The following is a 12,453-nucleotide window of genomic DNA, read 5'->3' as shown; positions in this document are numbered from 1 at the left end:
GTGACGCCGTTGGCAATGGCCAGGCCGGTGGCGGTCACCAGCGCACCAGCCGAGTTGACCTGAAATGCCCCGTCGCGGGTGTAACTGGTGGTGCCGTCCGGCATGGTGACCTGAAAAAATCCGTCGCCCTGAATCGCGACATCGAGTTTGTTGCTGGTCTGCTGCAAATTGCCCTGCGCAAACGAGCGGCTGGTGGCCACCGTTCGCACCCCGAGCCCCACCTGCAAACCGGTGGGCAAAGTAGCCTGTTCGGTGCTGTTGGCCCCCACCTGGCGCAGGTTCTGGTACATCAGGTCTTCGAATACGGCGGTGGCACGCTTGAAGCCGGTGGTCGACACGTTGGCCAGGTTGTTGGAAATCACATCCAGCTGCATTTGCTGGGCTTCCATGCCGGTTTTGGAGATCCAAAGGGAGTTGATCATGATGGGGTCTTTCTAAATCAGCCCTGAATGCTGAGCAATTGGGCAGCGGCTCGGTCGTCGGCCTCGGCGGTTTGCATCAGGCGCGTTTGCGCCTCAAACTGGCGTGCCGTCTGGATCATGCTGACCATGGTTTCAATGGCGTTGACGTTGGAGCCCTCGATCACGCCAAGCTGCACCCGCGCTGCGGCGTCATTGGCCATGGGCTCACCCGAGGTGGTCCTGAACAGGCCATCGCCACCGCGTTTGAGCGGGTCCTCTGCGGTCGGGGTTGCCAGTTTGAGCCTGCCTATCCCCGTGGGCGGCTGATTGCCCACTTTGGCGCTGAGGGTGCCGTCTATCCCCAGCGTGACCTCGCCGCCCTCGGGCACCGTGATGGGTGCGCCACCATCGCTCAGAACCGTCAGCCCGTTGTTGGTCTTCAAAGTGCCGTCCTGCGCGACTTCAAACGATCCGTTACGGGTATAGGCCTCGGTGCCGTCAAGCCCCTGTACCGCAAACCAGGAATTGCCGGTGGTCATGGCGTCCATGGCGCGGCCGGTGCGCTGCGGACTGCCCGGAATGTCGAGAAAACCCGGTGTGGCTTCCACCGCCATGACACGGGTGGTGGCACCATCGCCCGTCACTGGCACGGCGCGATAGGTGGATAACTCGGCGCGAAAGCCGTTGGTTGACACATTGGCCAGGTTGTTGGACAGCACGGCCTGCCGGTACGCAGCGGCGCTCGCGCCGGTCATGGCGGTGTAAATCAGGCGGTCCATGATGTCTCCTGGTCAATCCTTGTCAGATGGGGTGTTAACGCAGGTTGACCAGCGTCGACATGATCTGATCCTGGGTCTTGATGGTCTGTGCGTTGGCCTGGTAGGCACGCTGCGCCGTCATCATGTTGACCAGCTCCGCGGTCAAGTCCACATTGGACTCTTCGAGTGCGCCCGACCGCAAAATGCCGAATTTTCCAACGCCAGGCGAGCCCTGTACTGGTTGACCAGACTCATTCGTTGCGGCCCAAGCATTTCCACCGAGAGGAATCAGTCCTTGGATGTTGCGAAAATCCGCCAAAGCTAACTGTCCCGCAGATTGTGTTTCTCCGTTGGAATAGCGGGCGGTAATTACCCCATCTTCGCCAATGTTTAGACCAGTAAGTTCACCTGCGGTGTAGCCATTCTGTGTCAGATCGGAAACGGCAAATGCTGTGCCAAACTGAGTGACACTTGTCAGGTCGAGTGTAATTTCTGTTTGAATCAGGCCCGGACCTACGTCCTCATTCGGGTTCAATGAAGCAAAGGTTCCAGCTGGAAAGACGAGGCCAGTACCGGTTGCGTTGGCTGTACCAGTTCCATCCACAAGTGAATCGAGATTTCCAGCGCTGTTGAATACAATGGATCCCATGAGCGGGAATGTGACCGCTGGGACAGCAGGAGGTCCCACAAGTGCGGGTGTGTCAAGGCCGCCATAAATGTTCCATGTATTTGCTGCTGCATCCTTCTCAAAGTAGAAATTCACAGGTGATGCAACACCTTGTTCATCGTAAACATTCAAGGATGTTCCGAACGTTGACCTGGGGTTGATTGTTTTGCCTGCAGTTGTCAGAGCCGTGTTGTCCAGAATTCGGGCATCCAAATTAAACTCTGCATTAATCGTGGTCGTCGCGCTGGCACCAATCGGGGCGCTTGTTGGAAGCTGCAGTTTTTGGATCGATGCACTGGTTGGGACTCCTGATTTGTCCGTGGGGTAACCCATCAAATTTGCCCCAGTGTTGGTTCTCAAAAAACCGTCTTTGTCAAGCTTGAACGACCCGTCGCGTGTGTAAGCGGGCGATCCATCGTTTTGAGTCAATTGGAAAAAACCACTGCCATTGATTGCTACATCAAGATTATTGCTGGTAGTAGAGATGTTGCCCTGGGTAAACATCTGAGCGATGTTTGCGACTTCAACACCGATACCGGAACCACCAGAACTGGCTGAGCTTAGTGCCGATGACACAAGCCCACTAAACTCAGTACGAGAGGCTTTCATTCCAACAGTGTTTGCGTTGGCGATGTTGTGCCCGATCACATCTAGGTTGCGGCTGGCGGCATTGAGTCCCGATAGTCCGGTTTGGAATGACATGATGTTTCCTTGAAAAAAAGAGCAGGTTGAATTTAAAGAATGGCTTTGATGCTGCTGTAGGCGGTGGCACCACGGTCCTGGAGCTGCAGCGACATGGCACCGTTTTCCATGCCGACGGAAATCACCTTGTCCACACTCAGCGGGGTGGCGCTGATGGCTTTTTCGCCCATCTTGGCAACGACCCGGAAGGTCGGGTTGCCGGTGCCTTGGTAGCTGCTGGCATCCCAGCTGAAATAGTGGCGTCCGGCATCCAGTCCGCCGGCGTTTATGGTGTCGATCACCTGACCGCTGGTTGACAGGACTTCAACCTTGACACTGTCGGCGCGGGCTGATAGATCAATCGCACCAACGGCGGTCCCATCCACCGGGACTAGGCTATTGCCTTCCATCAACACGTTGTGACCGACCATGTTGCTGCCCTGCAGAACTTGCATGGCGCTGAACTGGTCCGCCAGACTCTTGAGCGTTTCGTTCACCTGTTGGATGCCAGTCACCGTGTTGATCTGCGCCATTTGTGTGGTCATCTCGGCGTTGTCCATCGGGTTCATTGGATCCTGGTTGTTCAATTGGGCGACCAGTAATTTGAGGAAACGGTCCTGCGCAGCCTGCATGTCAACCGCGCTGGAGGTGCTGTTGCTGCTGGAGTTTGTCAGGGTGCTGCTGACAGAGGAGGTGGCTGTGATCATGACGGTTTCCTGGTTTATTGGCCCATCTGCTGCGTTTTGAGCAGCAGGGACTTGGCGGTGTTCATGACTTCGATGTTGTTTTGGTAAGAGCGTGAAGCGGAAATCATGTTGACCATCTCCTCCACCGGGTTCACGTTGGAGTAATTCACGTAGCCCTGCGCATCGGCAGACGGGTGATTGGGGTTGTGCACCCGTTTGAAGGGTTCATTGCTTTCCTGGATGGCGCTGACCTTGACGCCCGCAGCGGCGTCCGACCCCATCGGGGTGGTCTGGAACACCACTTGACGCGCCTTGAAACCCTGGCCATCCGGTCCGGCGACGGCATCGGCGTTGGCCAGATTGCTGGCCACCACATTGAGCCGTTGTGACTGTGCGCTGACGGCACTGCCCGACACATTGAAAATTGAGAACATTGACATGGTTTTCTCCGGCGGGTCTCAGGTTTTATTGCCCCTGGATGGCACTGAGAATCGACTTGGACTGTCCATTGATGAAGCGCAGGGTCGACTCATAACGTACCGAGTTGTCGACAAAACTGGCGCGTTCACGGTCCAGGTCAACACTGTTGCCGTCCACGCTGGGCTGGCTCTGCACCGTGTAAGCCAGCTCCGACGCCCCGGCCATTTGACTTGAACTGCTGCCGGTCAGCGCGATGTGACGTGGATGACTGGTGGAGTTCATGGTGCTGTTGTTCAAGGGCAGACGGTTCGTCAACGAATTGAGCGCACTGGCGCCGGTTGACTGGCGCAGGGCCTCCTGAAAGTTGATGTCTCGGGCGACAAAACCCGGTGTGTCTGCGTTGGCAATATTGCTGGCGATGATGCGTTGGCGTTCCGCCCGCAGCACCAAGGCCTTGGAGTGGAACTCCAGACCGCTGGTCAAATTGGCAAACATACGACACCTCGGCTTTCTTGCCCTGCAGGACCATCCCGCAACGCACCTTTCAAAGGACTGATGAGCGATTATGAAAACGCGCCTGCTTTTCTAAACCCCAAATAGCAGGGGAAATGGCGACTACTTTGGCGCTCTGGTTGGGGCCAGATTTGCGTACAGTCGAGGAAATTGCCCATGGAACCACGATGTTTTTCGCCTTTCTGAACCGTTTGACGCGCATGATGGCCGCCCTGGCCATTGGCTTGCCCGGTGTTTTTGGATCGGCTTGGGCGCAGACACCCGGCGTCGCGGTTGCGGCCCAGGACGGGTCGCTTTATGCCGATGTGCAGTCCTGGTTGAACCAGGCGGTTGCGAGTTCCGGTGATTTGCCGTTGCGCATGGAGGTCGAGGTGGGTGAGCTGGACCGGCGTCTCACACTCGCGCCCTGCGCTCAGGTCGAGCCCTACCTGCCGGCCGGCTCCAGGCTGTGGGGGAAAACCCGGGTTGGTTTGCGTTGTGTTCAGGGTTCCGCCAAGTGGAATGTTTTCTTGCCCATCACTGTCAAGGCCTATGGTCCCGCCTGGGTTGTCAAGGGTCAGATCGCCTCCGGTGCAACGTTGTCGGAATCTGACTTGATGATGGTGGAGGTCGATTGGGCCGAGCGCACCAGTCCGGTGGTCGCCAATCAGGGCGATTGGCTGGGTTTGGTGGCGACGCGTCCGTTGTCGACCGGACAGGTGTTGCGCCAGGACATGGTCAAGGCGTCCCAGGTGTTTACTTCGGGCGCGCAGGTCCGGGTGGTGGCGCGTGGTCCGGGTTTTGAGATTGCCACCAGCGCACAAGCACTTTCTGCCGGGGTGATAGGTCAAAGTGCACGGCTGCGGATGGACAATGGTCGGGTGGTCAGCGGCGTGGTGGTTGACCGGCAAACCGTCAGACTGAGTTTGTAGGCCTTGCCGCCATGCTGAAAATAAAGTTAAAGTTCAGGCTGTTTCTGCCGAAAGTGATTCTACGAGGCTACATCACCCGTAGTTTTGGAGAACACCATGAAGATCAGCCAACCCACCGACAATTCTGTAGCCCTGAGCAGCAATGCAGCGTCTCTGACCGCCAAGAATGGTCCGGTTGCGGGTGCGCCGGTCAAAACCGCTCCCGCGCGGACGTCGCCACCCACGGGGGTGGCGGTCACAGTCTCATCGTTGACTCGTTCAATGGAAGCGGCTGGCCCATCCGACACGCCCGACGTCGACATGGCCAAAGTCGGAGCCATGCGGGAGGCTATCGCGCAAGGCACGTTTGCGGTCAATCCCGAGGCAATTGCCGACAAATTGCTCTCCAACGCCCAGGAAGTACTTCAGCGCAGCCGCTCCTGAGCACGCTTGCCCTGGTTTTTCCTCGGCTTTCTGAGGAAAAACCATGACGCCCGCCCCCTGTGCCCTGCTACTCGACCAAGTTGATGCCCAGTTGGCCCGGTTTGCCGACGCTTTGAGTGGCAAGAATCCTGATGAACTGACGCTCGCTTCTGCGGGCTTGCAGTCTTTGGTGCTAACCCTGGCCCAATCCATGCGCAATGGCGCGTTGTGGCGCGCCGATCCGGCGCTGGCGCTGCGACTCAAACAGATTGCTGCGGCACTGGCGGCCCAGCGCGAGAGTCTTTTGCGGCGCTCGGTGCTGGCGGAGCGCGCGCTGGCGACCCTCATTCCGTCGACCCGGTCAGAAACCTACTCGGGAGGTGCAGGCGCGCGGCGTGCCTATGGTGGGTTTGGCCGCCAGAGTGGCGAATTCAAGGTGGCTGCCGCCTAATCCAGTCAATGCGTGCGCATCTTGGCACGCAGGCGGGCGATTGACTGGCTGTGTAATTGACAAATACGCGACTCCGTCACATCCAGCACGGCGGCAATTTCTTTCAGGTTCATGTCCTGCTCGTAATACATGCTCATGATGTACTGCTCGCGTTCGGGCAGGTTCTTGATCGCTGCCACCAGCGCGGTGCGCAGCCGCTGGTCGCGCAGCACATTGATCGGGTCGGCGTCAGAGTCGCCCATGTGGCGGTCCAGAAAACTGTCCTCGTCATCCTGCCCGTGGTTCATGTCTTCCAGATAGATCAACTGGCCGCCTTGCACTTTGGTCAACAGGCCCTGGTACTCTGACAGACTCATGTCCAGCGACGCCGCGATTTCACTCTCCAGGGGGCTGCGGCCAAGACTGTGTTCCAGTCGGCGCATGGCTTCTTCGATCTCTTTCTGGCTTTTGCGTGTGCCACGTGACGCCCAATCGTTCTCACGCAGTTCATCCAGCATGGCACCGCGGATGCGTTGCGTCGCAAAGGTCTCAAATTGGACGCCCTGTGTTGCCTCGAAACGAGACAAGGCTTCGGACAGACCGATCAAACCCACCTGAATCAGGTCGTCGACCTGCACGTTGGCCGGCAGCTTGGCCATCATGTGGTGGGCCAGTTTGCGCACCAGCGGCTGGTATTGGCGGATCAGGGCGTTGCGATCAAGCTGGCCCTTGGCGGTATACATCAGTGCATCCTCTCCGATGGATGCCGCTCCAATACGACCGCGTTCTCAAGCAGCTGAAGTGCCAGGCGGTTGACTCCATCGTGAGCGTTGTCGGTTGATGGGGCGCCCGCCGACACGGTGATTGGCTTGACCTGATAGCCCAGGAACGCCATGGCGCACTGCTGCAGATGGTTGGAGGGAGCTGAGTTGGGCATAGACGGACTGGCAACGCTTGACAGCGCTATATTAGCAACAGTTGGGCGCAACTGGGCTTCGATGAGCAACTGTTTTAATGCCTGGTATGCCGTCAATGACGATGATTTGAGGGGGGGCAACACCAGCAAAGGCTCCAGAGCACTGTGTTTGAACAGCAGGGTCATGGTGGCGGCATCCGCATATACCAGCACGACTGAGTAGTTTTGAAACAGCTCACCCAGTGTCGCAATTGGCAGAGCCTGGGTGCAAAGGCGCGCAAAACCCTGCGCCGCCGGCAAGACTGACCACGCAACCGATTCGCTGGTACCCTGGCAGCGCTCCAGCGGGTTGTCCAGCAGCTGCGCCAAACCCGCGTTTCTGGCCGCTTCCTGGGCGTGGCCGTCCAGCACCAGAACCGACAAACCCATATCAATCCAGCTATTGCACAGTGCCCAAAGCAAAGGTAACTCGCCTTGCTGCTGGCCATGGCTGGCCACGGCAACCAGTCGTGGTCCCGACGCCGGAGCCAGCGATTGCAACCCTGCCGCCTGGTTGACACAGGGTTCAAGCATGAAGCTGCTCCGCATGCAGCGGCGTTGCTTGTGCAAAGAAGAAACCGAGATCGGTGGCTTTGGGGTCAAAGGCCGACTTCGCCGCCGAGCGCATCGACATGCTGACCAACTGCGTGGCATCGGCACGCTCCCAATCCTCGGGCACCTTTTGACCCATGGTGACACCACGCAATTGCAGCTGGTGGCGGATGATCGCATCGATCGCCGGGCCAAGTTTGGCCGCTTCATCCAGTTTGGACAAAATACCCTGCTGCACACCATCGGTCTTGAACGAGGCGATCACGTCGTCAAGTGTGTCGCCATGACCTCCTGCATTCAGAACCAGCAAGCGGTTGACCCCTGGGACATCCAGTACCTCAAGCATATCGCGCTTGCGCGGATCGCTGGGCGCAATGCCGGTGGTGTCGATGAGCACCATCTTCTTGTTTTCCAATAGGCCGAGCAGATCCTGCAACGCGGCGCGATCATGCGCCAGATGTGCGACCACGCCAAGCATCCGGCCGTAGGCACGCAACTGTTCGTGGGCGCCGACCCGGTAGGTGTCCAGGGTAATCAGCCCCACACTTTGCGCCCCATAGGTCTTGGCGCAAAGTCCTGCCAGTTTGGCCGCCGTGGTGGTTTTGCCAACACCTGTTGCTCCCACCAAGGCAAAGGTGCCGCCCTGTTCGTGAATGGCCTGGGCATTGGCGTCGGTGCGCAGGTTGCGGGTCAGGATATCCATCACCCAGCGCAGCGCATCGGCGGCTGGCATGTCCTCGGGCAGCCGTTCCAGAATGGTTCTGGACAGACTGGGTGAGTAGCCTGAGCGGATCAATTTGAGCATCAGGTTCGACTGGATTGGGCTTTGCCGGGCCTGGCCCAGCCAGGTCAGCGTGTTAAAACGCTCCTCAATCAGGTTTTTCATCGACTGCAACTCGTCCACAATCCCCTGAGACATCTGAGGGGAACTCGCCGCCGTGGCGCGCGGTGCCGCGCGCGGAGCAAGATGCGGCTGGGCCGATGACGCAGCCGCGTTGGCCGGTGCAGGCACAAACTGGATCGGCGCGGGGCGTGCGGGCTGGCGCTCAATCGGGCTGGGCTCGATCCGGATCGGGCGAACGGCCTGCGCCGTGCTGTTGCTGGCCTGACCGGTCAGCGCCTCATGCCGGCGACGCAACATGCGCTCCCGTACGTAATCCTGAAACGAAAGCGTACTCATGGCCAGCTGCGTGGCGTCATCCATCACCTGACTATCAGGATTGGCTGTCAGACGGGGTGTCGCCGGGGCCGCTGGTCGGGTAGCGGATCGCGCCGCCGGCAGTGGCTTGCCTTGCCGGACCAGCTCATTGCGGTCGAGTGCTTCCAGCGTGTCTTCTCCGGTGGCGACCACCTCAACACCGGCATCCGTTTGCCGGTTGGACAAAATCAGCGTGCCATCGCCAAACGTCATACGCGCTTTGGACAATGCCTCGCGGGCGGTGGGTGCGGTAAATTTCTGGATGTTCATGATGCTGCACCTTTCAGGATGGGGCCAACGCGTATCGTGTGGGATTCAGGAATCTCGCTGTGTGCCAGCACTTGCAACCGGGGTGCCACACGGCGCACCAGGCGGGAGATGGCGCTGCGAATCTGATCAGGCACCAGCAGGCAGGCAGGTATGCCGATTTCTTCCTGTTTGAGTGCGACCTCAGCGGCCTTTTGTGTCAGTATGTCGGCTACGCCGGGATCAAGAGCCTGTCCCTGGCCGTTCGGGTTGCCCAATGCCTGCACCAGCAGGCGCTCCAGCGCCGGGTCAATCGCGATCACGTTGAGTTCGTTGATCGGGCCATAAATCTGCTGCACGATGGCCGGTGACAGCGCAATACGTACGCGGCGTGCCAGTTCAGCTGGGTCCGCAACGGTGCCTGCATGTTCTGCCAGCGACTCGATGATGGTGCGGATGTCGCGAATGTGGACCGACTCTTCCAGCAGCAATTGCAGCACTTTCTGGAACACGGCAATCGATACCATTTTGGGAACCACTTCTTCAATCAGTTTCGGGGCCTGTTTGCTCACATGCTCTACCAGTTGCTGGGTCTCGGTGCGGCTCAGCAATCTGGCGGCTTGCACTTGCATCAAGTGTGACAAATGTGTGGCCATGACAGTCTCGGAATCAACCACGGTAAATCCGGCCATTTGCGCGGCTTCCTTTTGCGCGTTGTCAATCCAGTGCGCGGGCAGCCCGAAAGCCGGGTCGGTGGTGGGTGTGCCGATCAGTGGCGTGGTGATGCCCCCCGGGTTGATGGCCAGGAACATGCCGGGGAAAGCCTCGCCTTCACCCACAATCACGCCGCGCAGGGTGATCCGGTAGCCGCTGGGTTTGAGCTCCAGGTTGTCGCGCACATGGACCGGTGGCGGCAGGAAACCGACCTCCTGCGCAAACTTGCGTCGCACGCCCTTGATGCGGGTCAACAGGTCGCCCTGGCGGTTTTTGTCCACCAGGGTGATCAGCCGATAACCCAGTTCAAGTCCCAGTTGATCAACCGGCTGCAGGTCGTCCCAACTGGCTTCGCTGTCCGATGCCGGTGTCTGAATTACCGGTGCATCTTCGGCAGGCACCGGCTGGTGCGACAACATCCACGCGCCATAACCCAGCACCATCGCGATGCCCAGGAACACGGTGTGTGGCATGCCAGGAATGACGCCCAGAATGCCCATGATGGTCGCCGTGATGCCCAAAACCTTGGGTGATATGAACATCTGGGTGACGATCTGTTTGCTCAGATCATGGTCCTTGCCAACGCGTGACACCACCATGGCCGCCGCGACCGAAATCAGCAATCCCGGAATCTGCGCCACCAATGCGTCACCCACGGCCAGCAGGATGTAGGTGTCAGCGGCTTGTGAAGCGGTCAGGTTGTGCTGCAGCACACCAATGGCAAAGCCGCCAAAGATGTTGATCAGCAAAATCAAAATGCCGGCAACTGCGTCGCCCCGTACAAACTTGGAGGCACCGTCCATCGACCCAAAAAAGTCGGCTTCTTCAGACACCTCGGCACGACGGCGCTTGGCCTCTTTTTCATCGATCAGGCCCGCATTCAGGTCAGCATCCACCGCCATCTGTTTACCCGGCATGGCATCGAGGGCAAAGCGCGCGGACACTTCAGCAATACGCTCGGCGCCTTTGGTCACCACCACAAAGTTGATCACCACCAGGATCGAGAACACGATCAGACCGACAGCAAAGTTGCCGCCAATCAGGAAATGCCCAAACGCCTCAATCACCGCGCCGGCGGCACCCGGGCCGGTGTGGCCCTCCAGCAGCACCACCCGTGTTGACGCCACGTTGAGTGACAGCCGCATCAGGGTGGTCAGCAGCAGCACTGCCGGAAACGCCGCAAAGTCCAGTGGCTTGATCATGTAGGCCGCCACCATCATCACCATCAGGGCCACCGAGATGTTGAAAGTGAAAAAAGTGTCGAGCATCCACGGCGGCAATGGCAGCACCATCATGGACAAAATCGCCACCACCAGCATGGGCGCCGCAGCACCCTGCATCAGGGCGCGGTTGCTGCTCAGCCAGCTTTTGGCGGAATTCAAATCGAGGTTCATGCTGTTTCAGCCGCTGCGACCACCGTGGACAGCGGGTCAAGTTCTGGCGGTACAAAGGGCACCGGCACCTCGCCGGGCATCGGGCCGTCACCCCGTATGGCGGCTTTCAGCCGGTAGATGTAAGCCAGCACTTGCGCCACCGCGGTGTACAGGCTGGCCGGAATGTCCTGGTCGATGTCGGCATGGGTGTACAAGGCGCGTGCCAGTACTGGTGACTGCAGCACCGGAATAGCGTGCTCGTTGGCCAGGTCCCTGATCTTGAAGGCCAGCAGATCGGCACCTTTGGAGACCACACGCGGTGCATGCATGGTTTTCTCGTCGTACTGGATCGCTACCGCGTAGTGGGTCGGATTCATCAACACAAAGTCGGCTTTGGGCACCGCCTTGACGCTGTTGCCATGGGCGATGTCACGCTGACGCTGGCGGATATGGCCTTTCATTTGCGGGTTGCCATCTGACTCCTTGCTTTCCTGCTTCATCTCCTGGTGCGACATCTTCATGCGCGACTGGTGCAGAAACCGCTGCAAAGGCACGTCGATCATGGCCACGATCAGAATCACCAGCAGCATCAAGCCCATGCCGTGTTTTAACCAGTCCTTCAGATCGACAATGGATTGCGCGGAGGGCTGCAGCACCAGTGAGCGCAAGGTTTCCAGGCTGGACGACAAATAAGTAAAGCCGACCACCAGCAACATGGCTGCAATGAAGCTCATCTTGAGCGTTTCAGTGAACTTTTCCTTGGTGAACATGTTGCCCAGACCACGCAGGGGGTTGAGCCGGCTGAAGTCGGGCGTGATCGGTTTCAAGCTCTGAACCCAGCCGCCCACGGCCACGGTACTGCCCACCGCCATCGCGCTGACCACTGCTGCGAAGGCCGCGCAGCCGACCAGTCCGACGGTCACCATATTGCCCAGCCGGGTCATCATCAGGGCCGGGTCGGCAATGGTTTGTGCGTTGAAATGCAGTTGCAGGCTGAACTCACGCTCAAGATGCTCCAGCATCAGAGGCAGCAGCCAGATCAGTGCCGCAGCACCACCGCCAAGTACAGCCAGATGCGACAAGTCGCGCGAGCGGGCGACCTGCCCGTCGTCTTTCGCCTTTTGCAGCTTGCGTTCCGAGGCGGGTAAATTGCGGTCTTGACTGCTGGATTCCATTTGGGGGCGACACTATGATTCACCCCATTGTCTTTAGCAGCCCCCGAAACTAAAGGGCAAAAAGCGGGTGGAAACCCCGCCAGATTCCTGCAGCGCTAAAACCCCAGGCTCGCCAGCAGGTCATCCACCTCGGACTGGCCCTTGACCACATCCGGGTTGCCTTCGGGGTCGACCACCGGGCCTTGCAGAATGGGCTCGTGCAAAATCGGCTCTGACAGCAAAGTCGGCGTCGGCGCAGCCATGGCAGTCGGGCTGGTCTGACCATCTGAAGGAGCAGTCAGGATCAGCAATTGCACCAGTTCTGCCTCTACATCCGACACCAGACTCACCACTTTGGCCACGACCTGGCCGGTCAGATCATGAAAATCCTG

Annotated in this window: 15 protein-coding genes; 3 read left to right on the top strand and 12 right to left on the bottom strand. The window is 58.9% G+C overall.

All coding sequences use genetic code 11. From position 1 onward, the window contains the following. The 6 genes from KBF66_RS16450 to flgB form a co-directional block, all read right to left on the bottom strand. Nucleotides 1–422: flagellar hook-basal body complex protein (locus KBF66_RS16450; protein WP_296659729.1), on the bottom strand; the 422-nt coding region annotated here is incomplete at its 3' end. 17 nt (nucleotides 423–439) lie between these two features. Continuing rightward, nucleotides 440–1,180 (bottom strand): flagellar basal body rod protein FlgF, encoded by a 741-nt coding sequence (locus KBF66_RS16445; protein ID WP_296659726.1) that lies wholly within the window; start codon nucleotides 1,178–1,180, stop codon nucleotides 440–442. Nucleotides 1,181–1,214: 34 nt separating this feature from the next. Continuing rightward, entirely contained in the window at nucleotides 1,215–2,528 is a 1,314-nt protein-coding gene (gene flgE, locus KBF66_RS16440; protein ID WP_296659724.1) for a flagellar hook protein FlgE, read from the bottom strand. A 32-nt stretch (nucleotides 2,529–2,560) separates the two neighbouring features. After that, nucleotides 2,561–3,214 carry a flagellar hook capping FlgD N-terminal domain-containing protein gene (locus KBF66_RS16435; RefSeq protein WP_296659721.1) on the bottom strand — a complete coding sequence of 218 codons (654 nt, stop codon included), beginning with the start codon at nucleotides 3,212–3,214 and terminating at the stop codon, nucleotides 2,561–2,563. A gap of 14 nt (nucleotides 3,215–3,228) precedes the next feature. Next, nucleotides 3,229–3,633, bottom strand: a complete 405-nt coding sequence (gene flgC / locus KBF66_RS16430) for a flagellar basal body rod protein FlgC (RefSeq protein ID WP_296659717.1) — start codon at nucleotides 3,631–3,633, stop codon at nucleotides 3,229–3,231. 25 nt (nucleotides 3,634–3,658) lie between these two features. Further along, nucleotides 3,659–4,108, bottom strand: coding sequence for a flagellar basal body rod protein FlgB (flgB, locus tag KBF66_RS16425; RefSeq protein ID WP_296659713.1), 450 nt, complete (start codon nucleotides 4,106–4,108; stop codon nucleotides 3,659–3,661). A gap of 113 nt (nucleotides 4,109–4,221) precedes the next feature. Between flgB and flgA the strand changes: the two genes are divergently transcribed. The 3 genes from flgA to KBF66_RS16410 all read left to right on the top strand — a co-directional run bounded on the left by flgA (nucleotide 4,222) and on the right by KBF66_RS16410 (nucleotide 5,890). Beyond that, complete coding sequence (flgA, locus tag KBF66_RS16420) at nucleotides 4,222–5,037, top strand: flagellar basal body P-ring formation chaperone FlgA (protein ID WP_296659710.1); 816 nt, start codon at nucleotides 4,222–4,224, stop codon at nucleotides 5,035–5,037. A 96-nt stretch (nucleotides 5,038–5,133) separates the two neighbouring features. Beyond that, on the top strand, nucleotides 5,134–5,460 hold the full coding sequence (gene flgM / locus KBF66_RS16415; protein ID WP_296659707.1) for a flagellar biosynthesis anti-sigma factor FlgM: 327 nt from the start codon (nucleotides 5,134–5,136) through the stop codon (nucleotides 5,458–5,460). 43 nt (nucleotides 5,461–5,503) lie between these two features. Then, entirely contained in the window at nucleotides 5,504–5,890 is a 387-nt protein-coding gene (locus KBF66_RS16410; RefSeq protein ID WP_296659703.1) for a hypothetical protein, read from the top strand. A 5-nt stretch (nucleotides 5,891–5,895) separates the two neighbouring features. On the opposite strand, the gene KBF66_RS16405 is transcribed toward KBF66_RS16410, so the two are convergent. The 6 genes from KBF66_RS16405 to KBF66_RS16380 form a co-directional block, all read right to left on the bottom strand. Further along, on the bottom strand, nucleotides 5,896–6,612 hold the full coding sequence (locus KBF66_RS16405) for an RNA polymerase sigma factor FliA (protein WP_296659701.1): 717 nt from the start codon (nucleotides 6,610–6,612) through the stop codon (nucleotides 5,896–5,898). Next, nucleotides 6,612–7,358: a hypothetical protein gene (locus tag KBF66_RS16400; RefSeq protein ID WP_296659698.1), complete on the bottom strand. Its 747-nt coding sequence runs from the start codon at nucleotides 7,356–7,358 to the stop codon at nucleotides 6,612–6,614. The genes KBF66_RS16405 and KBF66_RS16400 overlap by 1 nt, the downstream gene beginning before the upstream one ends. Continuing rightward, nucleotides 7,351–8,844, bottom strand: a complete 1,494-nt coding sequence (gene flhF / locus KBF66_RS16395; RefSeq protein ID WP_296659695.1) for a flagellar biosynthesis protein FlhF — start codon at nucleotides 8,842–8,844, stop codon at nucleotides 7,351–7,353. The genes KBF66_RS16400 and flhF overlap by 8 nt, the downstream gene beginning before the upstream one ends. After that, nucleotides 8,841–10,928: a flagellar biosynthesis protein FlhA gene (gene flhA, locus KBF66_RS16390; protein WP_296659692.1), complete on the bottom strand. Its 2,088-nt coding sequence runs from the start codon at nucleotides 10,926–10,928 to the stop codon at nucleotides 8,841–8,843. Before flhA ends, flhF begins: the two co-directional genes overlap by 4 nt. Beyond that, nucleotides 10,925–12,082, bottom strand: coding sequence for an EscU/YscU/HrcU family type III secretion system export apparatus switch protein (locus KBF66_RS16385; RefSeq protein WP_296659687.1), 1,158 nt, complete (start codon nucleotides 12,080–12,082; stop codon nucleotides 10,925–10,927). Before KBF66_RS16385 ends, flhA begins: the two co-directional genes overlap by 4 nt. Before the next feature lie 95 nt (nucleotides 12,083–12,177). Then, nucleotides 12,178–12,453: protein phosphatase CheZ (locus KBF66_RS16380; RefSeq protein WP_296659684.1), on the bottom strand; the 276-nt coding region annotated here is incomplete at its 5' end.

It is taken from the genome of Rhodoferax sp., from assembly GCF_018063565.1.
Classification (GTDB): domain Bacteria; phylum Pseudomonadota; class Gammaproteobacteria; order Burkholderiales; family Burkholderiaceae_C; genus Rhodoferax.
Note: the sequence above shows the minus strand (reverse complement) of the source record. Positions and strands in the feature narration are given on the sequence as shown.

Excerpts from the sequence above, each read along its gene's own strand:
- KBF66_RS16445 (WP_296659726.1), bottom strand. The coding sequence starts at position 1,180 with ATGGACCGCCTGATTTACACCGCCATGACCGGCGCGAGCGCCGCTGCG.
- flgE (WP_296659724.1), bottom strand. The coding sequence starts at position 2,528 with ATGTCATTCCAAACCGGACTATCGGGACTCAATGCCGCCAGCCGCAAC.
- KBF66_RS16435 (WP_296659721.1), bottom strand. The coding sequence starts at position 3,214 with ATGATCACAGCCACCTCCTCTGTCAGCAGCACCCTGACAAACTCCAGC.
- flgC (WP_296659717.1), bottom strand. The coding sequence starts at position 3,633 with ATGTCAATGTTCTCAATTTTCAATGTGTCGGGCAGTGCCGTCAGCGCA.
- flgB (WP_296659713.1), bottom strand. The coding sequence starts at position 4,108 with ATGTTTGCCAATTTGACCAGCGGTCTGGAGTTCCACTCCAAGGCCTTG.
- flgA (WP_296659710.1), top strand. The coding sequence starts at position 4,222 with ATGGCGACTACTTTGGCGCTCTGGTTGGGGCCAGATTTGCGTACAGTC.
- flgM (WP_296659707.1), top strand. The coding sequence starts at position 5,134 with ATGAAGATCAGCCAACCCACCGACAATTCTGTAGCCCTGAGCAGCAAT.
- KBF66_RS16410 (WP_296659703.1), top strand. The coding sequence starts at position 5,504 with ATGACGCCCGCCCCCTGTGCCCTGCTACTCGACCAAGTTGATGCCCAG.
- KBF66_RS16405 (WP_296659701.1), bottom strand. The coding sequence starts at position 6,612 with ATGTATACCGCCAAGGGCCAGCTTGATCGCAACGCCCTGATCCGCCAA.
- KBF66_RS16400 (WP_296659698.1), bottom strand. The coding sequence starts at position 7,358 with ATGCTTGAACCCTGTGTCAACCAGGCGGCAGGGTTGCAATCGCTGGCT.
- flhF (WP_296659695.1), bottom strand. The coding sequence starts at position 8,844 with ATGAACATCCAGAAATTTACCGCACCCACCGCCCGCGAGGCATTGTCC.
- flhA (WP_296659692.1), bottom strand. The coding sequence starts at position 10,928 with ATGAACCTCGATTTGAATTCCGCCAAAAGCTGGCTGAGCAGCAACCGC.
- KBF66_RS16385 (WP_296659687.1), bottom strand. The coding sequence starts at position 12,082 with ATGGAATCCAGCAGTCAAGACCGCAATTTACCCGCCTCGGAACGCAAG.